The organism is Pseudomonas sp. (assembly GCF_048269965.1).
In the GTDB taxonomy this organism is placed as follows: Bacteria; Pseudomonadota; Gammaproteobacteria; order Pseudomonadales; family Pseudomonadaceae; genus Aquipseudomonas.
This window is the reverse complement of record NZ_JBLWTV010000016.1, coordinates 1-17,271: the sequence shown is the minus strand read 5'-3', so window position 1 is coordinate 17,271 and position 17,271 is coordinate 1. Positions and strand designations below refer to the sequence as shown.

The following is a 17,271-nucleotide window of genomic DNA, read 5'->3' as shown; positions in this document are numbered from 1 at the left end:
GTGTGGCCGTTGCATGCCTGGCTGCAAAAATTTATCGACGATGCCGCGGATGGCTCGGCTGGTGTAGGAGCGAATTTATTCGCGATTGTGCCGCGAATTTCGCGAATCAATTCGCTCCTGCAGCGTCAGGCTGGGAACCTGGCGAACATCAGCCAGCGAGGCCGACGTAAACGTTCTGCACGTCATCGTGGCCGTCGATGGCTTCGAGGAAGGCTTCGACTTCTTCCATCTGCTCCGGCGTCAGGCTGCTTACCGGGTTTTTCGGGCGGTAGCCGAGCTTGGCCGAGTTGACGGTGAAACCCTGCTCCGGCAGTGCCTTGCACACGGCGTCGAGGTCGGTCGGGTCGGTGATGAACAGGGTCGAGCCCTCGTCATCGGGCACGAAGTCCTGGGCACCGGCTTCGATGGCGGCCAGTTCCGGGTCGGAACCTTCTTCGGTAGTGGCTTCGATCAGACCAACGTGGTCGAAGTCCCAGCTGACCGAGCCGGATGCACCGAGCTGGCCCTTGCGAAACAGCACGCGGATCTCGGCCACGGTGCGGTTGACGTTGTCGGTCAGGCACTCGACGATCACCGGCACCTGATGCGGGGCGAAGCCCTCGTACTGGGTGCGCTCGTAGTTGATCACTTCCCCGGACAGACCGGCGCCTTTCTTGATGGCGCGTTCGAGGGTGTCCTTGGGCATCGAGGCTTTCTTGGCCTGGTGCACGGCCAGGCGCAGCTTGGGGTTCATGTCCGGGTCGGCGCCGTTACGCGCGGCGAGCATGATTTCCTTCACCAGCTTGCCGAAGATCTTGCCTCGGGCATTGGCGGCGGCTTCTTTGGGTTTGGCTTTCCACTGGGCGCCCATCTGGGGTCTCCTGGCCGATAGGTGAGAGGGTGTCGCGGCGCGCAGAGGCGGCCGGACGATCACTTAGGCTGCGGATTCTAGTGCCTTGCGGCGCCGGCGGCACGCGCAATTTCCCGGATGGTGTTTTTGCGGCAGGGGAGGGCCGACGCAGCGAGGCTGCGCCGGCAGGCTGGAACTCAGGCGTCCGCTGAGTGGCTGCCGAGCAGGGTCTGGCCGTGCTTTTTCTCGCGCTTGGCCATGCGCTTCTCATGCGCCGTTTTCAGCGGTTTCTTCTTGCCTTCTTTGTGTGAATCCATGCTTTTGCTCATGGTCGCGTCTCCGGGAAGCAGTTCATTGACTGGGGGGATGCGTTCGGGTCACTGCCACCTCCTCGGCCCCTGTAGCCGACTGCAATGCAATATCGCCTTTCAAGCATAGCTGGCGGGCAACACCCTGTTGCGAATCCTTGGTCGTCCTGGTGTCCGGTTTTTCTATGCTTGCTCTTCGTCGTCACTCGCTCGAGGAGCTCACCATGCCCCCTTTACTTCAGCGTTTCGCCGCCGCGCTCGGCCTGCTTGTGCTGCTGGGCGGCGCCCCAGTGCTGGCGCACGCGGACGCCTTGCGTATCGGCATCATCGGCACCGGCAATATCGGCGGCGCGCTGGCGCGATTGTGGGTCGAAGCGGGGCATGAGGTGATGATGTCCTCGCGCAATCCCGAACGCCTGCAGGCGCTTGCCGATGAGTTGGGCGAGCGTGCCCGCGTCGGCACCCCGCGTGAGGCGGCGGCCTTTGGCGAGGTGATTCTGCTGGCCGTACCCTATGGCGCGACGCCGCAGGTCGGGCGCGACTACGCCGCTGAGCTGGCTGGCAAGGTGGTGCTGGACGCCGGTAATCCCCGTCCGGGACGCGACGGGCCGATGGCCGAGGAGGCGGTCGAGATGGGCGCCGGATTGGCCTCGCAGCAGTTTCTGCCGGGCGTGCGCCTGGTGCGCGCGTTCAATGCCATCTCCGCGCACAACCTGCGCAGCCAGGCCCACCGCAGCGGCGAGAAGCTGGCCATCCCGCTGGCCGCGGATGACGAGGCGGCGCTGGAGGTGGCGGCGCGCCTGGTGAGCGATGCCGGCTTCGACCCGGTGATCGTCGGGCCGCTGGCCAGCGCCAAGGCCTTCGATTTCAACAGCGGTGTGTCGGCGCGCATGCCCACCGCGCGTGAGCTGCGCGAATTGCTGGGGTTGTGATGGCGCTTGCCTGGCTTGCTCGGGCCAGGGAACATGACGGCCCTGCGCAATCATCAAAAGGAGTTGTTCATGTCGCGTCGGATGCTGATCTCGGCTCTGCTGCTGGCGGCGGGAATGGTCCAGGCAGCGCCCGAGCAGGTGCCGCTGTACCGGGAAATCAAGGACTGGGTGATCGCCTGCGACAACCTGCGGGCATGCCAGGCGATCAGTGCTGCGCAAGGCTTTGATTACACGCCATTGAGTCTGCATCTGCAGCGTGCTGCGGGTGCGCAGGCGCCGTTGGCGTTGTCGCTGCACCATGCCGGGCGAGGTGGATATGCACCGCTGCAGCTCGATGGTCACGCATTATCCAGTGCCGGTCGCCTGCGCCTGGTGGACGAGGATGGTGAAACACTGCTGGCGGCCGAGGGGGCCGATGCCCAGGTCGTGCTGGCCGAATTGCGTAATGGTGCGCAGCTGCGTATGGCAGGCGATGGCGAGCACCAGGCGCTGGTGTCGCTCAGTGGGCTGTCCGCCGCATTGCTGCTGATCGATGCCGTGCAGGGGCGGCTGGATACCCGCACGGCGCTGTACCGGTCGGGTACGCGCCCTGACAGCGAGGTCCCGGCGCCGCCGCAGGCGCCACGCCTGCGTGCCTATCCTGGCGCTGCGCCACTGAGCGAAGTCGAACAGCAGGACATCGCCCGGCACCTGATGGCCACGACGCGCAACCAGTGGTTCGAGGAGGGCATGACAGACGAGCCTGAGGCCGAGGCCTTCGCGCTCAACGAGCGCGAGGCGCTGGTCATCATCCGTACCTGGTGTGCGGCCTACAACTGCGATTTCGCCGTCTATCGCGTCAGTCGTCAGTCGCCGTATGTCGAGCAGGACATGCAGATCGATCCGCTGCCGTTGGGGCACGATGGCTTATCCGGCTGGGTCAGTTATCAGCCGCAGACAGGCGAGCTGGCTTACCTGCACAAGGGGCGTGGCATTGCCGATTGCGGCGAGTCGGGCAGTTGGCGCTTCGATGGCGAGCGTTTTCAGTTGGCCTCGTTCAGCTTCCTGAACCGCTGTGCAGGGCGTAACCCCGGCGAGTGGCCGCAGCTGTGGCGGGTGATCGAGCCCTGAACCGGCGTGGGCAGTGAGGCGCGGTGCGCACGGCGCACCCTACGGGCGGGGGATCTACAGGTAGCGCCAGATCAGCTGCAGCCCGGCCAGCAGAATGCCCAGCCGCGCGATACGGTAGAACCACAGGTGGTTGACCCGTGATTGCAGCCACAGGCCGCTCCATACGCCCAGCGGTACGATGGGCGCGAGCATCAGGCTCAGCAGCAGATTGTCCTCGGTGAACTGGCCCAGCGCCGCGTAGGGGAACAGCTTGGCGGCGTTGGTCAGCAGGAAGAACAGGTTGATGGTGGCGACGAAGCGCACCTTGTCCAGTTGCTGCGGCAGCAGGTGCATCATCACCGGCGGGCCGCCCGCGTGGGCGACGAAGCTGGTGAAGCCCGCCAGGCTCGACAGCAGTGTGCCGCGCCCTTTGTGCAGCGGGCGTGGCGCCTGGTTGCCAGCCACCAGGCCGAGCCCGACGAAGGTGATGGCGATGGCGCCTATCAGCAGGCCAATGGCGCGTTCGTCGAACAAACCGAAGGTCATCGAGCCGATGGCGATGCCGATCACTGCACCCGGCAGCATGACCTTGAGATTGGCCATATGCCACTTGCCCCAGTAGGCCTTCAGGCCCACCACATCGGCCAGGCAGAGAATCGGCAGCATCACCGCCACCGCCTGTTTCGGCGAAGTGGCCAGTGCCAGCAATGGCACGGCGATGCCGCCCAGGGCGCCGCCGAAGCCGCCCTTGGACAGCCCGGTGAGAAACACGGCGGGCAAGGCGAACAGAAGGAAATCGTGCAGAGTCATGGGGCTGGCGTAACGCTACAAAAGCGCGCAGGTTAGCAGCCGCCAGTGGCTGTGTGGCTTTTTTCCATGGCGTCTGTGTCTATCTGCTGCGGGGTGAGGCTGCTCTAATGCCGGCTCACTCAACCTGAGGTTTGTGCTCATGACACCCAAGGATCTGCTGCTGGCGCTGCTGGTGATCGTCGTCTGGGGGCTGAACTTCGTGGTGATCAAGGTCGGTCTGCATGGCATGCCGCCGATGCTGATGGGCGCCCTGCGCTTCATGCTCGCGGCCTTTCCGGCGATCCTCTTCGTGCGGCGGCCGCAAGTGCCGCTGCGCTGGATGCTGGCCTATGGCATGACCATTTCAGTGGGGCAGTTCGCCTTTCTCTTCTATGCCATGTACGTCGGCATGCCGGCTGGCCTGGCGTCGCTGGTGTTGCAGTCGCAGGCGTTCTTCACCCTGTTCTTCGCCGCGCTGTTTCTCGGCGAGCGGCTGCGTCGCAGTAACCTGTTCGGTTTGCTGGTGGCGGCCAGCGGTCTGGTATTGATCGGTCTGCAGGGCGGGCAGGCGATGACCCTGGCGGGCTTCGCCCTGACCATCGCGGCGGCCTCGATGTGGGCGCTGGGCAACGTGGTGACGCGCAAGCTGGGCAGGGTCAATCTGGTCGGCCTGGTGGTCTGGGGCAGCCTGATTCCACCGCTGCCATTTCTGGCCCTGTCGCTGTGGCTGGAAGGGCCGGAGCTGATCAGCCAGTCGCTGCGCACGCTCAGCCTGGACTCACTGCTGGTGCTGGCCTACCTGGCATTCGGCGCCACCATTCTCGGTTACGGGCTCTGGAGCCGCCTGCTGTCGCGCTATCCGGCCAGCCAGGTGGCGCCGTTCTCGCTGCTGGTGCCGGTGGTGGGGATCAGCTCCTCGGCGCTGTTGCTCGGCGAGCGCCTCGGCAGTCTGCAGATGGTGGGGGCGGCGCTGGTCATGACCGGGCTGCTGATCAACGTCTGGGGCGGGCGTTTGCTCGATGGCTGGCGTCAGCGCGAGGCGACGCTGCGGTAGGGTGCGTCGTGCGCAGCGCTGTCTGGATCATGACCCGATACTGCCTGGAGCCTTGGTGCGCACGGCGCACCCTACGACAACGGGCTCAGTCGTGCGGGCGCTTTTGCGGCAGACGTTCGGGGGATCTGATCGAAGCCCAGGCGGGCAGCCAGACGATCTTCATCGCCTGGCCGCGCTGGCGACTCTTCGGTCCAGTCAGATCAATCCTGGCGGCTGGTGACTTCCAGCAGGTGGTAGCCGAACTGGGTCTTCACCGGGCCCTGCACCACGCCGACCGGCGCGCTGAAGACGACGGTGTCGAATTCCTTGACCATCTGGCCGGGGCCGAACGAGCCCAGGTCGCCGCCGCTGCGGCCGGACGGGCAGGAGGAGTTGTCTTTGGCCAGTTGGGCGAAGTCGGCACCGCCTTCGATGGCGGCTTTCAGTTCGTTGCACTTGTCTTCGCTGGCAACCAGGATGTGGCGGGCAGTGGCGCGGGCCATGGGAGTACCTCCTATCAATGAAGGTGCAGAGCCTAGCGCAATAATGCGGTGATGGTCGATCTGCGGGGGTGACCGGCACAGGCAAAACCTTGCCCCGTGGTGGCAAGCCGCTGCCGCGAATGGATGCGCAGCCCGCGTAATGACGGGCCTGCAGTGGCTGGCCCGGAACCTGCTTTGCATGAGGCGAACGGATTTCGCGGAGGCCGCATGACCAGTATCAACAACAGCATGCCTGCCATGCTCAGCTACTACGGCAGTCAGCTCAACAATCGCTCGAGTGCAGGCACTGGCGACACCGGTGATCAGGCCGGTCAGGACCCGCTGGCCGACCTGCGGCGTTTCGCCCAGCAGGTGGTGGCGCGCAGTGAGGGCGGACTGCTGCGTGCGATGAATGGCGGCGCGGCGCAACCCGGCAACGCCGTGCAACCCAGTGGCGACAGCCAGCCGGCGGCACCTGCGGTGATTCAATTGCCGGACGTGATGCAACTCGATCGCGACGATGCCGCCACGCTGCTGGCGCAGGTACAGAAGATGGTGGATGCCGGCATGGAGGGCAGCGTGCGCATCTCCGGCTACAACGGCGACCAGCAGACCGACTCGCTGGAGACCTACCGTCAGTGGCTGCAGGAGAAGGGTGGGGTCAGCATCTACGTCTGATCCGCACCCGTTCAGCCCGGAACGGGCTCTCCGTTCTCTCGGGTGATCACCCGGTTACGCCCGGCGCGTTTGGCCGCATAGGTGCGCCTGTCCGCCGCCAGCATCAGCTCGTCCAGTGATTGCCCGTCCACCCCGAAGCAGGCCACGCCGGCGCTCAGGGTCATGCGCAGCGTGGTCTCATCCACCGCCAGCGGCTGTGCCGCCAGGCGTTCGCGCAGGCTCTCGGCGATTTCTCGAGCGTGCGCCGCCGTGCTGCCTGGCAGCAGCACGGCAAACTCCTCGCCGCCCAGGCGGCAGAACAGATCATTGACCCGCAAACGCTGCGCCAGCACCGTGGCGAAGTGAACCAGGGCGCGGTCGCCGACCTCGTGGCCGAAGCGGTCGTTGATCTGCTTGAAGTGATCGATATCGACGAATACCAGCGAAAGCGGCGTGCCATTGCGCAGCGCATGGGCACGCTCGCGCTCGAATACCTCGGCCAGCTTCAGCCGGTTTGGCAGGCCGGTCAGGGAGTCGGTGGTCGCCTGATCGGTCAGACGCTGCTCGTTGAGAAGTCGGCTGCGCTCGTAGATGTGCGCAAAGATCATCACCGCCAGGCTGGCCAGGCCAAGATTGGCGATGATCTCGATGTTTTGCAGCCATTGATCGGAAGAAAACCGCCGGCTGAAGACGAACAGACCGATACCGACGAACAGCACCGAGCCGTACATGCCCAGGCGCAGCCCCAGCAGCAGGTAGCAGATGATCGGAATCGACTGTATCCAGGCGAACACCGCGAAGCTGGTGTGGGTCTGAGCCAGCGCCAAAATCATGATGCTGAAGAACGGCAGCAGGTAAACCGCGGTCAATAGCTGCAGGTTGTGCGTTCGCTCGACGATGCTCAGCAGATACAGCGACACAGCGGCGTAGCCGATCTCCAGAGCGGCCAGCAGCCAGTTGTCGTGCAGCAGATTGACCACGGAGAAGAACAAACCACCGCTCAAGGTGATCCATAGCAAGGCTTTGAGGACCAGGCGACGATGTTGTTCGTTCTTGGCGAAGTAACCGGGCATCAGTGTTCTCGAGCGGGAGAGGCCAGTGCGCAAATTGTTCGATGACGGCAGATGGCGTCATGCAGCAAGCCTGCCGTTCGGCCGCGATGCCAGTGCATGCGGGCGTTCGATGGGACCAGGCAACCGGCCATGATCCTGCGCCGGAAATTGCGTCAGAATTGCGACGCTAGTTGGGAGAGGGCGGTATGACAACAACAATGGACAAATGGGGATGGCAACGCTGCTTGCTGGCGCTGCTGCTGATGGGCTTTTGGGGCGCGGCTCAGGCCACTGAGGACCTTGCGCTGATCGAGACGATCAACAACTACCGCAGCGAGGTGCAACGCTGCGGCGTGCAGGCCTCCGAGCCACTGCCACCCTTGACCAACGATCCACGCCTGATCCTGCCTGCCAATGGCACCGCGGATCTGCAGGATTCGCTGAGCGCGGCCGGTTATCCGTTGGTCAACGTACAGGCCATCACGCTCTCCGGCCCGCGCAATGCGCAGGCGGCCATGCAGGCCTTGAGCGAGAGTTTCTGTCGGGTGTTGCTCGATCCGCAATTCATCGACATCGGTGTCAGCCAGCAGGATCGTGACTGGCGCATCGTGCTTGCACGGCCGCTGCTCAGTGCGCGCCTGCAAACCTGGCAGACCGAGGGGGAAAGTCTGCTGCTGCTGATCAACTCGGCCCGCGCCGAGGCGCGCCAATGCGGTGACCAGCGCTTTGCCGCTGCCGCGCCGCTGGTATGGAACGCCGAGCTGGGCAACGCTGCCGAGAGCCACAGTCGGGCCATGGCCAACGGCAACTTCTTCGCCCACCAGGGGCGTGACGGCCTGACGCCGGGTGACCGCGCGGAGCTGGCGGGTTACAGCGGTAGCAAGGTTGGCGAGAACATCGCGGCGGCGCTGGATAGCACCGCCAAGGTGGTCGAGGGCTGGCTGGCCAGCTCCGGGCACTGCGCCAACATCATGAACCCGGCGTTCAGCGAACTGGGCGCTGCCTACGCCAACGACCCGCAGAGCGATGCTGGCATCTACTGGACGGCGCTGTTCGGCGGGCAATGAGCCGGTGGCTCAGGCGACGCCGAACACCTGGGCCAGGTGCTGCTCGTAGCGCGCCACGTCGCGCTCGATGTTCGGCACCTTCATCACGTCGTTGCAGATGAAGGTGGGCAGGCCGCTCATGCCGAGGAACTCGTTGGCCTTGTGGAAGGGGAAGTACACCGCGTCCACGCCTTTGCCTTCGAAGAAATCGGTCGGGTCCTCGAAGGCCTGCACCGGTGCGTTCCAGGTCAGCGACAGCATGTACTGCTTGCCCTGGATCAGGCCGCCGCTGCCGTACTTCTGCGAGGCGTCGGAACGGGTACGGCCGTCGCTGGCATAGAGGCTGCCGTGACCGGCGGTGAACACCTCGTCGAGGTACTTCTTCACCGTCCAGGGGGCGCCCATCCACCAGCCGGGCATCTGGTAGATCACCACGTCGGCCCAAAGGAATTTCTGCACTTCTTCTTCCACGTCGTAGCCGCCGTCGATGAAGGTGGTCTTGACGTCGAAGCCGGCGCGGTCGAGAAAGGCCAGCGCCGCGTCATGCAGGGTGCTGTTGTACTGGCCGTGGGAGTGGGCGAAGGCTTTGCCGCCGTTGAGCAGGAGGATCTTTTTCATGGGGGTTCTCCAAAAATGTGGCGGCAGGTTATCCGGCCTTGCGCGTGCGAAACACCCCGGAACGGTCAAATGATTGTTGACTTAAAGTCATTAAAGGCTTGCCGAATGCTGCGTTATGGTGAGGCGTCTTCCCACATCGAGGAACCTGCTCCATGTACGGCTTCATCCTTCACGCTCACACCAGGCCCGAACAGGCCGAGGCCTTCGAGCAACTGTTTCGCGCTTACGTCGAACCCAGTCGCGCCGAGCCCGGCTGCATCGAATATCACATGCTGCGCGACGCGCAGGACCCGACGCTGTTCATCTTCTTTGAGGTGTGGGCGTCACGGGAGGCGCTGGCCGAGCACACGGCTCTGGCGCACATGCGCGCGTTTCACGACACGCGCATGGACTACCTGCGTGGTGATGTCGAGATGCGTGAAATCGAGATGCTCAGCCCGGCCCGGTGAGTGAGTCGCTGAAAACCCGCTGCGCACGACCTGGGCGGCCCCGCGACAGCCTACGGAGCGCGTCGCTGTTGTAGGGTGCGCGGTGCGCACCGAGGCCAAGACGATGCAGCCGCAGGCCCCAGCACAAGCCGACAACACAGGCGTTGCGGCCGTTCAAGCCCGTTCGGCAGCGGCAGGGCGCTTTCGGCCCATCTGCTTGCTGGCCATGCTCATCAGGCGCTGAAAGGTGGGGCAGCTCAGGTGGTTGTCGGCCGGGCACAGCGCTGCATGGCGCAGCCCGTCGCGAATGGCGGACAGGCGGCGAATGGTGTGATCCAACTGCTCTGCCTTGCGCTCCAGTTGCGCACGGTCGATGGCAGGGCCGCCCTCGGCTGCCAGCATCTCGGCGATGGCGTCCAGTGAGAAACCGGCCGTGCGCCCGAGTGCGATCAGCGACAGGCGCTGCAGCACCGACTCGGCGAAGACCCGCTTCAGGCCATCGCGCCCGATGGAGTGGATCAGCCCTTTTTCTTCGTAGTAACGCAAGGTCGAGGCCGGCAGACCTGACCAGCGCGCGACCTTGCCGATATCCAGCTCTTTCATGCTTGACCTCAAGTCGACTTTAACTGGCAGCCTTGTTTTGAAGGCTTTCCAGATAGGTTAGATGGAGATGTGTATGGCAGTCGAGAGCATCATGCTGGGTATTGGCGCAACGCTGTTGATGGATATCTGGGCGCTGGCGCGCAAGCGCTGGTTCGGTGTGGCGGCGCTGGATTACGCCTGGGTCGGGCGCTGGCTGGGGCACATGGGCCATGGGCAGTTTCGCCATGCGGCGATTGGCAAGGCGCCCACCCTGCGCGGTGAGCGTGCGCTGGGCTGGGGCGTTCATTACCTGACCGGGTTGTTGTTCGCCGCGCTGTTCCTGGCCTGGGTTGGCGAAGCCTGGTTGCAGCATCCCACGCTCGCGCCGGCGCTGGCCTTCGGTGCGCTCAGCGTGGTTGCGCCCCTGCTGCTGATGCAGCCGGCGTTCGGCATGGGCGTGGCCGCTTCACGCACGCCGCAGCCCTGGCGGGTGCGGGTGCGTGCGTTTCTGACCCATCTGGTATTCGGCCTGGGCCTGTACCTGATGGGGCTGTTGGCTCAGTGGCTGTAACCCGGCTTCTGGCGAATGGTCTTGAGCAGGTCGTCCGGGCTGATGTGGCCGACCACCTGAGTGGCGGCGCTGCCTGGGTGTGGCAGGTCGAGGATATGGCCCTTCATCTTGCCGATCACGTGCATTTCGCACGGCTTGCAGTCGAACTTCAGGGTCAGCACTTCATCCCCATGTACGAGCTGCATCGGCGCCACCTTGGTGCGTACGCCGGTCACGCCCTTGGCCTGCTTCGGGCACAGGTTGAAGGAGAAGCGCAGGCAGTGCTTGGTGATCATCACCGGCACTTCGCCGGTTTCCTCGTGCGCCTCGTAGGCCGCGTCGATCAACTGCACACCATGGCGATGGTAGAAGTCGCGCGCCTTCTGGTTGTAGACGTTGTAGAGGAACGACAGGTGCGACTCCGGGTACACCGGCGCCGGGTCGGTCTCGGCCTTGCGGCTGCCGCGTGGGTGAGCGGCGACGCGCGCTTCGGTCAGCGCTTCGATGGCCTCGCGGCGCAACGCCTTGAGCTGCGAGTTGGGCACGAAGAACGCCTGCGGCGCGTCGAGGGTGACGCCCTGGGCGTGGTAGATGGTGGTGCCGAGCTGAGTGAGCAGGTCGCGCAGGCCGTCGAGCGCCTGTTCGGGTTTGTTGGCGACACCGAACGGGCCGGGCAGGGCGACGTCGACGCTGATGCCTTCTTCGCTGGTGGCGGTGAGCGTGAGGGCATCTTCATGCAGCTCGGCCTTCCAGCTGACGCCGATGCGGCGTTCGGCGCTGGTGCGTTGCAGCGCCTGCTGCCAGTTGTGGTCGAGGTTGCGGCTAAGCGGATGGTTCGGACGCAAGCGGAACAGCCCTTCGGGCATTTCGTTGGGCTCGACGCGGTAGCGGTAGCGCTTCTCGCCGTCTTCCTCGAACTCTGCCTTCAGTTCGGCGATATTGGCGCGGAACCCCACCACCTCGCGCTTGACCAGCACGTTGAGGCCGTCGCCATTGGACAGCGGCTCGTGAGTGACGGCGATCAGGTCGCGCTTGCCCACTTTCTCGACAAAGCCCACAGACAGCCCGGTGAATGTGGGCGAGTCGAAGGCGCCGATGTCCACCTTGCGCTCGGTGACGAAGTAATCGGTGCTGCCGCGATGGAAGGTCTTGTCCGGGTCGGGCACGAAGAAGTGCGCGGTACGGCCGCTGGAAGCGCGGGCCAGGTCCGGGCGGTCTTCGAGGATGGCGTCGAGTTCGCGGCGGTAGTGGGCGGTGATGTTCTTCACGTAGGCCACATCCTTGTAGCGGCCCTCGATCTTGAACGAGCGCACGCCGGCCTCGACCAGGGCGCGCAGGTTGGCGCTCTGGTTGTTGTCCTTCATCGACAGCAGGTGTTTCTCGTAGGCGATCACGCCGCCTTTTTCATCCTTGAGGGTGTAGGGCAGGCGGCAGGCCTGCGAGCAGTCGCCACGGTTGGCGCTGCGCCCGGTCTGCGCGTGGGAGATGTTGCACTGGCCGGAGAAGGCCACGCACAGCGCGCCGTGAATGAAGAACTCGATGGCCGCGTCGGTGGCGTCACTGATGGCGCGGATTTCCTGCAGGTTCAGCTCGCGCGCCAGCACCAGCTGGGAGAAGCCGGCCTGGTCGAGGAATTTGGCCCGCTCCAGCGTACGGATATCGGTCTGGGTGCTGGCATGCAGCTCGATGGGCGGAATATCCAGCTCCATCACCCCCATGTCCTGCACGATCAACGCATCCACGCCCGCGTCGTAGAGCTGGTGGATCAGCGCGCGCGCCGGCTCCAGCTCATCGTCATGCAGAATGGTGTTGATCGTGGTGAACACCCGCGCGTGATAGTGGCGGGCGAACTCCACCAGCCTGGCGATATCGCTCACCTCGTTGCAGGCATTGTGCCGCGCGCCGAAGCTCGGGCCGCCGATGTAGATGGCGTCGGCGCCATGCAGAATGGCCTCGCGGGCGATCTCGACATCACGCGCAGGGCTGAGCAGTTCCAGGTGGTTCTTGGGCAAGGACATGGTGTTTTCTTTTATCAGGCTGGCACACGGGCAAGGCGCGCATTGTACCGGGCTGTTGGCCTGTGGGCACTCGTCAGATGCCGGACGGCTGGTAATACGCACCGATGGCGGTACAGTAGCGGCCTTTTTCAGGCGGAGGCGTGGCGATGGACAACAGAGGGTTGGAGAAGCTCGATCAGTGGCTGCTCAAGTACGGCAACGATGACTCGATCCTGTCCGCCAGCGAGCTGGACGGTTACTTCGCCGCCATCGTCTCCGGGCCGCGCCAGGTCGCGCCTGCCGTCTGGTATTCGGCGATCTGGGCCGACCAGCCGCCGCAATGGCCGAGTGACAAGGATGGCGAACGCTTCATGAAGCTGGCCGTCGAGCTGATGAGCGAGGCGGCCTACATGCTCAGCGAGGAGCCGGATGACTACGAGGCCATCTTCCTCGCTGACGACAACGGCAAGGGCGAGAAGCTGATCGTTTCCGAGTGGTGCGCAGGCTACCTGCGCGGCGCTGTGGTTGCCGGTTGGCTGGAGGAGGCACTACCCGACTCGGTACAGGCAGCCCTGGCGCTGATCACCCTGCATGGCGATGAAAGTGGCAGCGAGACGCTCAAGGCCATGTCCGACGCCGAATACGAGGCCAGCACGGCGATGCTCGAACCGGCTGCCGTCGAGCTCTACGAGTACTGGCAGCAGAACTTGCAGCCGGTACTGCCGGTGCGACGTGATGACGCCAAGGTGGGGCGCAACGACCCCTGCACCTGTGGCAGCGGCAAGAAGTACAAGCAGTGCTGCATGCGCTGACCGGTTGCCGTCACCCGGCCCGGCGCGCGAGCCCCGATGTCGTGCTCAACTGCAGGGCGGGTCCTCGGTCATGGCCAGCAGTTCCGGCCGCGTGCCGAAAACCTGCATCACATCATTGACCGACATCCACCAGTCGTCGTGCCACTTGATTACGCGCAGGCGCTTGTCTGCCGTGCTCAGCTGTCGATAGCTGGGCAAGCTGGCGCTGTTGAACAGGTGCGGCAGCAAGACCTGGCAGAGCCAGCTGCGCAGACGCTCAGCGCGTGAGCTGGTGGTGCTCAGGCTCAGGCGCAGCAGGTTCTCCAGGTCGATCATGGCGTGAGGCGCTTGCTCATTGCCGAAGAGGATGCCCTCCGGTCGGCAATGCAGCAGCAGGGCGGCTTCTTCGTCCGCCAGTTCCAGGGCCTGGCAAACGGCCTGTGCGGCGAACCAGTAGCGGCCGTCGGCGGCGCTGCGCACGGTGAGACGAATGTCTTCGAAGACGGGATTGATCGGACGGGTCATGGCGCCCTCCCTCGTGCATCAAACAATGGCCTGTTGAGCGCGATGAAACCATAAATTTCATTTAATATACAACAGACTGTTCAATCAAGCATGGAAGCGGAATTTAACGTCCGCGTCCATGACCGATAAAATCGAATTCGCCCAGCGCCTGCGTGGCGCCATGATTGCGGCTGGATATCCAGATCGCCCTACCGTGCTCGAGCGCGAGTTCAATTCGCGTTACTGGGGCCGTTCCGTGACCTTCCAGGCGGTCTCCCGCTGGTTGCGTGGCGAGGCCATACCGTCGCAGGACAAATTGCAGGTTCTGGCACAGTGGCTGCGTATCGAACCGCAGGTACTGCGCTTTGGCGAGCAGGCCGGCGCTGCCGTACGCGAGCAGCGTGGCCGTTGGGAAGATCCCAAGTTCTATCAGGAACGTGAGGTCATCGAGGCCTTTCTGGACCTGCCGGCAGCACAGCGCAAGGTGGCCCGCGAAGTGGTGATGGCCCTGGCTCTTGCAGCCAAGGCCGAGAAGAAGCCCAGCGAGCACTGAGCGTGCATTCGCCTGGCCCGGAGGGGCCCAGCCGGCGTTACTGACGCGGCGCGGTGCTGGTTTCGGCCGCTGCAGACCACAGGCGGTAGCGCACTTCGACATCCTTTGGCGCGTAGATCACCAGCGGCAGCTTGCTGTTGTAGCGCACCAGTTGCGGCTCACCGCCAACGCGTACGAAGGCCTGCTTGCGGCTGCCGTCCGGGCAGGCCATCAGGGTGCTCATGGCCGGGCCGACCTGGCCCAGCTCGTAGTAGCTGTAGCCCCAGCCTTCCACGGTTTTTTCCTGCCACTGGCCGCCCAGGTGTTGCGGGTTGCAATCCACTTCCAGGGTCTTGCCGGCGATGATCTCTACCTGGTGTTCGGCTTCGTTGGCTTGCGCCGGTAGTTCGATTACATGGCGGTTATAGCCGTCGGCAGCGGCGGGGTAGGGCTTGAGCGCTTCCGGGGTTGCCGCGCAGGCCACCAGCGGCAGCGCGCAAGCGAGGGAGAGCAGTGGCAGTTTGAGTCGGTTCATGATGATTCCTTGCTGAAAGGCCTTCTGGCCTGTCCGTGGTTGGGAAATCGCCTGATCGGCGGCGCAGCACTGACCTTGGTGAATAGGCCAAGTTCCTGCGCTTTTCAAGAAGTTTCAGGGCGCCTCGGTTGAGGGTTTAAGCTCGGCGGGCAAGGCTTGCTGAAGGTAATCCATGAACAGGCGCACCTTGGGCGTCAGCTCGTAGCGGTCGCGTACGCACAGGTAATAGTCCAGCGGGGCGCTGGTCGCCCGGCTGTGCGTTGGCGTGGCCGAGGAGAACAGTTCGACCAGTTCACCGCGAGCCAGATAGGGGGCGGCGACAAAGGACGCCAGTCGGGTGATGCCGCCGCCTGCCACGGCGCACTGCGCCAGGACATCGATATCGTTGCTGCTCATGCCCACTCTGACCTGGGCATCGAAATGCACGCCCTCGCGGACGAAGCCCCAGCGCAGCAGGCGTCCGTCGGTGGCGAAGCGAAACAGCAGGCAGTCGTGGTCGCGCAACTGTTCGGGTTCGCTGGGGTGTCCGGCGCGTTGCAGATAGGCCGGTGCGGCGCAGAAGCGCGTCTGCGCGGTGGCGATGCGCCTGGCCACCAGGCCCTCCTGCAACTGCTGTGCGATGTGGATGCTGATGTCCACGCCTTCCTGGACGTGATCGACCGTGGCGTCGGTGGTCAGCAGTTCGCAGCGGATACGCGGATGTTGCGCCATGAAACCGGGGAGCAGCGGCGCCAGTACATGACGACCGAACGCTGCGCTGGCAGCAATGCGTAACTGCCCGCGTGGCTCGTCCTGCAGGTCGGCGATGGCAGCGCGAGCGAGTTCCAGCTCCTGAAGCACAGCTTGCACGCGCTCGAAATACAACGAGCCCGCGTCGGTGAGTGCCAGCCTGCGGGTGGTGCGGGTGAGCAGGCGCAGGCCGAGGCCTTGTTCCAAACGAGCGATATTCTGGCTCGCTGCGGCTGCGCTGATACCCAGCAGGCGTGCGCCGGCGGCGATGCTGCCGCTCTCCACGGCCTTCACGAAACTCTCCAGGCCGCGCAGGGTATCTGTGCCTTTGCTTTCCAATGTTTCATTCATTCGTAAGTTGATCTTGATACTCAACTTACCTTTCGCCCTCTACCGCCGCAATCGTCTTCATCGCTAGAGTGCCCGACACTTTTATCGAACAGGGAACCTGAGCATGTCCGATCTCGACCTCGCTGCAACCACCAGGCGCAACTGGAAACTGCCGGCCCGCGCCATGCCCGTGGCCTTCGCCTTCTTCATGTCGGGCATCATGGCCATGCTCATGTCGCTGGTCATTACTGCTGCAAACCGGGGCATCGGCGAGGGTTATCTGCAGGCGGTATTGGGCGCTTACAGCCTGGCGATGCCGGTGGCGTTTGTCTGTGTGATGCTGGTGCGGCCGATCGTGATCAGGCTGGTGAGCCTCACGGTACGGGTGTCCTGAGCAGCGCTACGCCGCCATCCAGAGTGAGGGCTTCAGGATTGGCGCGGGCGACAAGCAAGGGCAATCGGTGGGCGCCGTGCTGGGCGCACACGGATACGAGGTGCTGCGATCAGGCGAACACGAAGTACTTGCGCACCGTTTCCACCACTTCCCAGGTGCCTTTCATGCCGGGCTCCACGACGAAGATGTCGCCGGCCTTGAGGTGAATCGGCTCCATGCCGTCCGGGGTGATGATGCAGTAGCCTTCCTGGAAGTGGCAGTACTCCCACTTCACGTACTCCACGCGCCATTTTCCGGGCGTGCAGATCCAGGTGCCCATGATCTTGCTGCCGTCATCGCTGGTGTAGGCATTGAGGTTGACGGTGTGCGGGTCACCTTCGATGCGCTCCCACTTGCAGGCATCGACGACGGGCATCGGCTGGGTATCGCGCAGAACGGTGATCGGTTTGTTGGCCATGGGGGGCTCCGGTGAGAGATCAAAGGGGCGTTCACCATAGAGCGGGGGCGGGGCGGTCGATTGCCTGGGGTCGACACGGGGCTACTCATTCGCGCAGTGCGCGGGGCTTTCTATCGCTGAAAAAACCAAGGCCGGCTTATCAGGCCGGCCTTGTGGGGCTGCGTTTGGCATCGAGTCATACGACGTTCTCGATCAGGTCATCAGGAAGGTATCAGGCGACGCGGTTCTCGATCAGGCGATCCGAGCCACCTTCGGCAACGCGGTTCTCGATCAGACGGTCCGAGCCACCTTCGGCCACGCGGTTCTCGATCAGGCGGTCCGAGCCACCTTCGGCGACGCGGTTCTCGATCAGACGGTCGGAGCCACCTTCGGCCACGCGGTTCTCGATCAGACGATCCGAGCCACCTTCGGCAACGCGGTTCTCGATCAGGCGATCCGAGCCACCTTCGGCCACGCGGTTCTCGATCAGACGGTCCGAGCCACCTTCGGCGACGCGGTTCTCGATCAGACGGTCCGAGCCACCTTCGGCGACGCGGTTCTCGATCAGACGGTCCGAGCCACCTTCGGCGACGCGGTTCTCGATCAGACGGTCCGAGCCACCTTCGGC

General features: G+C 64.3%; 22 protein-coding genes. 10 read left to right on the top strand and 12 right to left on the bottom strand.

The window, feature by feature from the left end:
- Positions 1-148: 148 nt before the first annotated feature.
- Positions 149-850 carry a YebC/PmpR family DNA-binding transcriptional regulator gene (locus tag ACN0X6_RS17640; RefSeq protein WP_417705912.1) on the bottom strand — a complete coding sequence of 234 codons (702 nt, stop codon included), beginning with the start codon at positions 848-850 and terminating at the stop codon, positions 149-151.
- A 511-nt stretch (positions 851-1,361) separates the two neighbouring features.
- Between ACN0X6_RS17640 and ACN0X6_RS17635 the strand changes: the two genes are divergently transcribed.
- The gene (locus ACN0X6_RS17635) at positions 1,362-2,069 is read left to right on the top strand and encodes an NADPH-dependent F420 reductase (protein ID WP_417705910.1); all 708 of its coding nucleotides are present in this window, start codon (positions 1,362-1,364) and stop codon (positions 2,067-2,069) included.
- A gap of 69 nt (positions 2,070-2,138) precedes the next feature.
- Entirely contained in the window at positions 2,139-3,179 is a 1,041-nt protein-coding gene (locus ACN0X6_RS17630) for a DUF1176 domain-containing protein (RefSeq protein WP_417705908.1), read from the top strand.
- A gap of 54 nt (positions 3,180-3,233) precedes the next feature.
- Here the strand turns inward: ACN0X6_RS17630 and ACN0X6_RS17625 are convergent, their stop codons facing one another.
- Complete coding sequence (locus tag ACN0X6_RS17625; RefSeq protein WP_417705906.1) at positions 3,234-3,968, bottom strand: sulfite exporter TauE/SafE family protein; 735 nt, start codon at positions 3,966-3,968, stop codon at positions 3,234-3,236.
- 139 nt (positions 3,969-4,107) lie between these two features.
- Between ACN0X6_RS17625 and ACN0X6_RS17620 the strand changes: the two genes are divergently transcribed.
- Positions 4,108-5,001 carry an EamA family transporter gene (locus tag ACN0X6_RS17620; RefSeq protein WP_417705904.1) on the top strand — a complete coding sequence of 298 codons (894 nt, stop codon included), beginning with the start codon at positions 4,108-4,110 and terminating at the stop codon, positions 4,999-5,001.
- A gap of 200 nt (positions 5,002-5,201) precedes the next feature.
- Here ACN0X6_RS17620 and ACN0X6_RS17615 read toward each other — a convergent pair whose 3' ends face one another.
- Positions 5,202-5,483 (bottom strand): peptidylprolyl isomerase, encoded by a 282-nt coding sequence (locus tag ACN0X6_RS17615; protein WP_003462270.1) that lies wholly within the window; start codon positions 5,481-5,483, stop codon positions 5,202-5,204.
- Between the two features lie 207 nt (positions 5,484-5,690).
- Between ACN0X6_RS17615 and ACN0X6_RS17610 the strand changes: the two genes are divergently transcribed.
- Entirely contained in the window at positions 5,691-6,140 is a 450-nt protein-coding gene (locus ACN0X6_RS17610) for a hypothetical protein (protein WP_417705901.1), read from the top strand.
- An 11-nt stretch (positions 6,141-6,151) separates the two neighbouring features.
- Here ACN0X6_RS17610 and ACN0X6_RS17605 read toward each other — a convergent pair whose 3' ends face one another.
- Entirely contained in the window at positions 6,152-7,192 is a 1,041-nt protein-coding gene (locus ACN0X6_RS17605) for a GGDEF domain-containing protein (RefSeq protein WP_417705899.1), read from the bottom strand.
- Positions 7,193-7,377: 185 nt separating this feature from the next.
- Between ACN0X6_RS17605 and ACN0X6_RS17600 the strand changes: the two genes are divergently transcribed.
- Positions 7,378-8,238: a CAP domain-containing protein gene (locus tag ACN0X6_RS17600; RefSeq protein WP_417705897.1), complete on the top strand. Its 861-nt coding sequence runs from the start codon at positions 7,378-7,380 to the stop codon at positions 8,236-8,238.
- A 9-nt stretch (positions 8,239-8,247) separates the two neighbouring features.
- Here ACN0X6_RS17600 and ACN0X6_RS17595 read toward each other — a convergent pair whose 3' ends face one another.
- A complete protein-coding gene (locus ACN0X6_RS17595; RefSeq protein ID WP_417705895.1) occupies positions 8,248-8,835 on the bottom strand; it encodes an NAD(P)H-dependent oxidoreductase in 588 nt (195 codons plus the stop codon).
- A 152-nt stretch (positions 8,836-8,987) separates the two neighbouring features.
- On the opposite strand from ACN0X6_RS17595, the gene ACN0X6_RS17590 reads away from it, so the two are divergent.
- Positions 8,988-9,284 carry a putative quinol monooxygenase gene (locus ACN0X6_RS17590; RefSeq protein ID WP_417705894.1) on the top strand — a complete coding sequence of 99 codons (297 nt, stop codon included), beginning with the start codon at positions 8,988-8,990 and terminating at the stop codon, positions 9,282-9,284.
- A gap of 153 nt (positions 9,285-9,437) precedes the next feature.
- Here the strand turns inward: ACN0X6_RS17590 and ACN0X6_RS17585 are convergent, their stop codons facing one another.
- A complete protein-coding gene (locus tag ACN0X6_RS17585; RefSeq protein WP_417705892.1) occupies positions 9,438-9,866 on the bottom strand; it encodes a helix-turn-helix domain-containing protein in 429 nt (142 codons plus the stop codon).
- A 73-nt stretch (positions 9,867-9,939) separates the two neighbouring features.
- Between ACN0X6_RS17585 and ACN0X6_RS17580 the strand changes: the two genes are divergently transcribed.
- Positions 9,940-10,416 carry a DUF2938 domain-containing protein gene (locus ACN0X6_RS17580; RefSeq protein ID WP_417705890.1) on the top strand — a complete coding sequence of 159 codons (477 nt, stop codon included), beginning with the start codon at positions 9,940-9,942 and terminating at the stop codon, positions 10,414-10,416.
- Here the strand turns inward: ACN0X6_RS17580 and ACN0X6_RS17575 are convergent.
- The gene (locus ACN0X6_RS17575) at positions 10,404-12,413 is read right to left on the bottom strand and encodes a peptidase U32 family protein (protein WP_417705888.1); all 2,010 of its coding nucleotides are present in this window, start codon (positions 12,411-12,413) and stop codon (positions 10,404-10,406) included. The genes ACN0X6_RS17580 and ACN0X6_RS17575 overlap by 13 nt on opposite strands.
- 146 nt (positions 12,414-12,559) lie before the next feature.
- Here ACN0X6_RS17575 and ACN0X6_RS17570 point away from each other — a divergent pair, with 146 nt between their 5' ends.
- Complete coding sequence (locus ACN0X6_RS17570) at positions 12,560-13,204, top strand: YecA family protein (RefSeq protein ID WP_417705886.1); 645 nt, start codon at positions 12,560-12,562, stop codon at positions 13,202-13,204.
- 45 nt (positions 13,205-13,249) lie between these two features.
- Here the strand turns inward: ACN0X6_RS17570 and ACN0X6_RS17565 are convergent, their stop codons facing one another.
- Entirely contained in the window at positions 13,250-13,708 is a 459-nt protein-coding gene (locus ACN0X6_RS17565; RefSeq protein ID WP_417705884.1) for a BRO family protein, read from the bottom strand.
- 118 nt (positions 13,709-13,826) lie between these two features.
- Here ACN0X6_RS17565 and ACN0X6_RS17560 point away from each other — a divergent pair, with 118 nt between their 5' ends.
- Positions 13,827-14,240, top strand: coding sequence for a transcriptional regulator (locus ACN0X6_RS17560; protein WP_417705883.1), 414 nt, complete (start codon positions 13,827-13,829; stop codon positions 14,238-14,240).
- Positions 14,241-14,277: 37 nt separating this feature from the next.
- Here the strand turns inward: ACN0X6_RS17560 and eco are convergent, their stop codons facing one another.
- Together eco and ACN0X6_RS17550 are read right to left on the bottom strand one after the other, a co-directional pair.
- Positions 14,278-14,754, bottom strand: coding sequence for a serine protease inhibitor ecotin (eco, locus tag ACN0X6_RS17555; RefSeq protein ID WP_417705881.1), 477 nt, complete (start codon positions 14,752-14,754; stop codon positions 14,278-14,280).
- 114 nt (positions 14,755-14,868) lie between these two features.
- Positions 14,869-15,834 carry a LysR substrate-binding domain-containing protein gene (locus ACN0X6_RS17550; RefSeq protein ID WP_417705879.1) on the bottom strand — a complete coding sequence of 322 codons (966 nt, stop codon included), beginning with the start codon at positions 15,832-15,834 and terminating at the stop codon, positions 14,869-14,871.
- A 103-nt stretch (positions 15,835-15,937) separates the two neighbouring features.
- Here ACN0X6_RS17550 and ACN0X6_RS17545 point away from each other — a divergent pair, with 103 nt between their 5' ends.
- Positions 15,938-16,207, top strand: coding sequence for a DUF2798 domain-containing protein (locus ACN0X6_RS17545; RefSeq protein WP_417705877.1), 270 nt, complete (start codon positions 15,938-15,940; stop codon positions 16,205-16,207).
- A 109-nt stretch (positions 16,208-16,316) separates the two neighbouring features.
- On the opposite strand, the gene ACN0X6_RS17540 is transcribed toward ACN0X6_RS17545, so the two are convergent.
- Together ACN0X6_RS17540 and ACN0X6_RS17535 are read right to left on the bottom strand one after the other, a co-directional pair.
- Positions 16,317-16,664: a cupin domain-containing protein gene (locus ACN0X6_RS17540; RefSeq protein WP_013716543.1), complete on the bottom strand. Its 348-nt coding sequence runs from the start codon at positions 16,662-16,664 to the stop codon at positions 16,317-16,319.
- 211 nt (positions 16,665-16,875) lie between these two features.
- Positions 16,876-17,271, bottom strand: a 396-nt coding sequence (locus tag ACN0X6_RS17535; protein ID WP_417705875.1) for a phage infection protein, incomplete at its 5' end; no start/stop codon positions are given.

Coding starts and splice junctions, on each gene's coding strand:
- ACN0X6_RS17640 (WP_417705912.1), bottom strand. CDS start 850: ATGGGCGCCCAGTGGAAAGCCAAACCCAAAGAAGCCGCCGCCAATGCC.
- ACN0X6_RS17635 (WP_417705910.1), top strand. CDS start 1,362: ATGCCCCCTTTACTTCAGCGTTTCGCCGCCGCGCTCGGCCTGCTTGTG.
- ACN0X6_RS17630 (WP_417705908.1), top strand. CDS start 2,139: ATGTCGCGTCGGATGCTGATCTCGGCTCTGCTGCTGGCGGCGGGAATG.
- ACN0X6_RS17625 (WP_417705906.1), bottom strand. CDS start 3,968: ATGACTCTGCACGATTTCCTTCTGTTCGCCTTGCCCGCCGTGTTTCTC.
- ACN0X6_RS17620 (WP_417705904.1), top strand. CDS start 4,108: ATGACACCCAAGGATCTGCTGCTGGCGCTGCTGGTGATCGTCGTCTGG.
- ACN0X6_RS17615 (WP_003462270.1), bottom strand. CDS start 5,483: ATGGCCCGCGCCACTGCCCGCCACATCCTGGTTGCCAGCGAAGACAAG.
- ACN0X6_RS17610 (WP_417705901.1), top strand. CDS start 5,691: ATGACCAGTATCAACAACAGCATGCCTGCCATGCTCAGCTACTACGGC.
- ACN0X6_RS17605 (WP_417705899.1), bottom strand. CDS start 7,192: ATGCCCGGTTACTTCGCCAAGAACGAACAACATCGTCGCCTGGTCCTC.
- ACN0X6_RS17600 (WP_417705897.1), top strand. CDS start 7,378: ATGACAACAACAATGGACAAATGGGGATGGCAACGCTGCTTGCTGGCG.
- ACN0X6_RS17595 (WP_417705895.1), bottom strand. CDS start 8,835: ATGAAAAAGATCCTCCTGCTCAACGGCGGCAAAGCCTTCGCCCACTCC.
- ACN0X6_RS17590 (WP_417705894.1), top strand. CDS start 8,988: ATGTACGGCTTCATCCTTCACGCTCACACCAGGCCCGAACAGGCCGAG.
- ACN0X6_RS17585 (WP_417705892.1), bottom strand. CDS start 9,866: ATGAAAGAGCTGGATATCGGCAAGGTCGCGCGCTGGTCAGGTCTGCCG.
- ACN0X6_RS17580 (WP_417705890.1), top strand. CDS start 9,940: ATGGCAGTCGAGAGCATCATGCTGGGTATTGGCGCAACGCTGTTGATG.
- ACN0X6_RS17575 (WP_417705888.1), bottom strand. CDS start 12,413: ATGTCCTTGCCCAAGAACCACCTGGAACTGCTCAGCCCTGCGCGTGAT.
- ACN0X6_RS17570 (WP_417705886.1), top strand. CDS start 12,560: ATGGACAACAGAGGGTTGGAGAAGCTCGATCAGTGGCTGCTCAAGTAC.
- ACN0X6_RS17565 (WP_417705884.1), bottom strand. CDS start 13,708: ATGACCCGTCCGATCAATCCCGTCTTCGAAGACATTCGTCTCACCGTG.
- ACN0X6_RS17560 (WP_417705883.1), top strand. CDS start 13,827: ATGACCGATAAAATCGAATTCGCCCAGCGCCTGCGTGGCGCCATGATT.
- eco (WP_417705881.1), bottom strand. CDS start 14,754: ATGAACCGACTCAAACTGCCACTGCTCTCCCTCGCTTGCGCGCTGCCG.
- ACN0X6_RS17550 (WP_417705879.1), bottom strand. CDS start 15,834: ATGAATGAAACATTGGAAAGCAAAGGCACAGATACCCTGCGCGGCCTG.
- ACN0X6_RS17545 (WP_417705877.1), top strand. CDS start 15,938: ATGTCCGATCTCGACCTCGCTGCAACCACCAGGCGCAACTGGAAACTG.
- ACN0X6_RS17540 (WP_013716543.1), bottom strand. CDS start 16,664: ATGGCCAACAAACCGATCACCGTTCTGCGCGATACCCAGCCGATGCCC.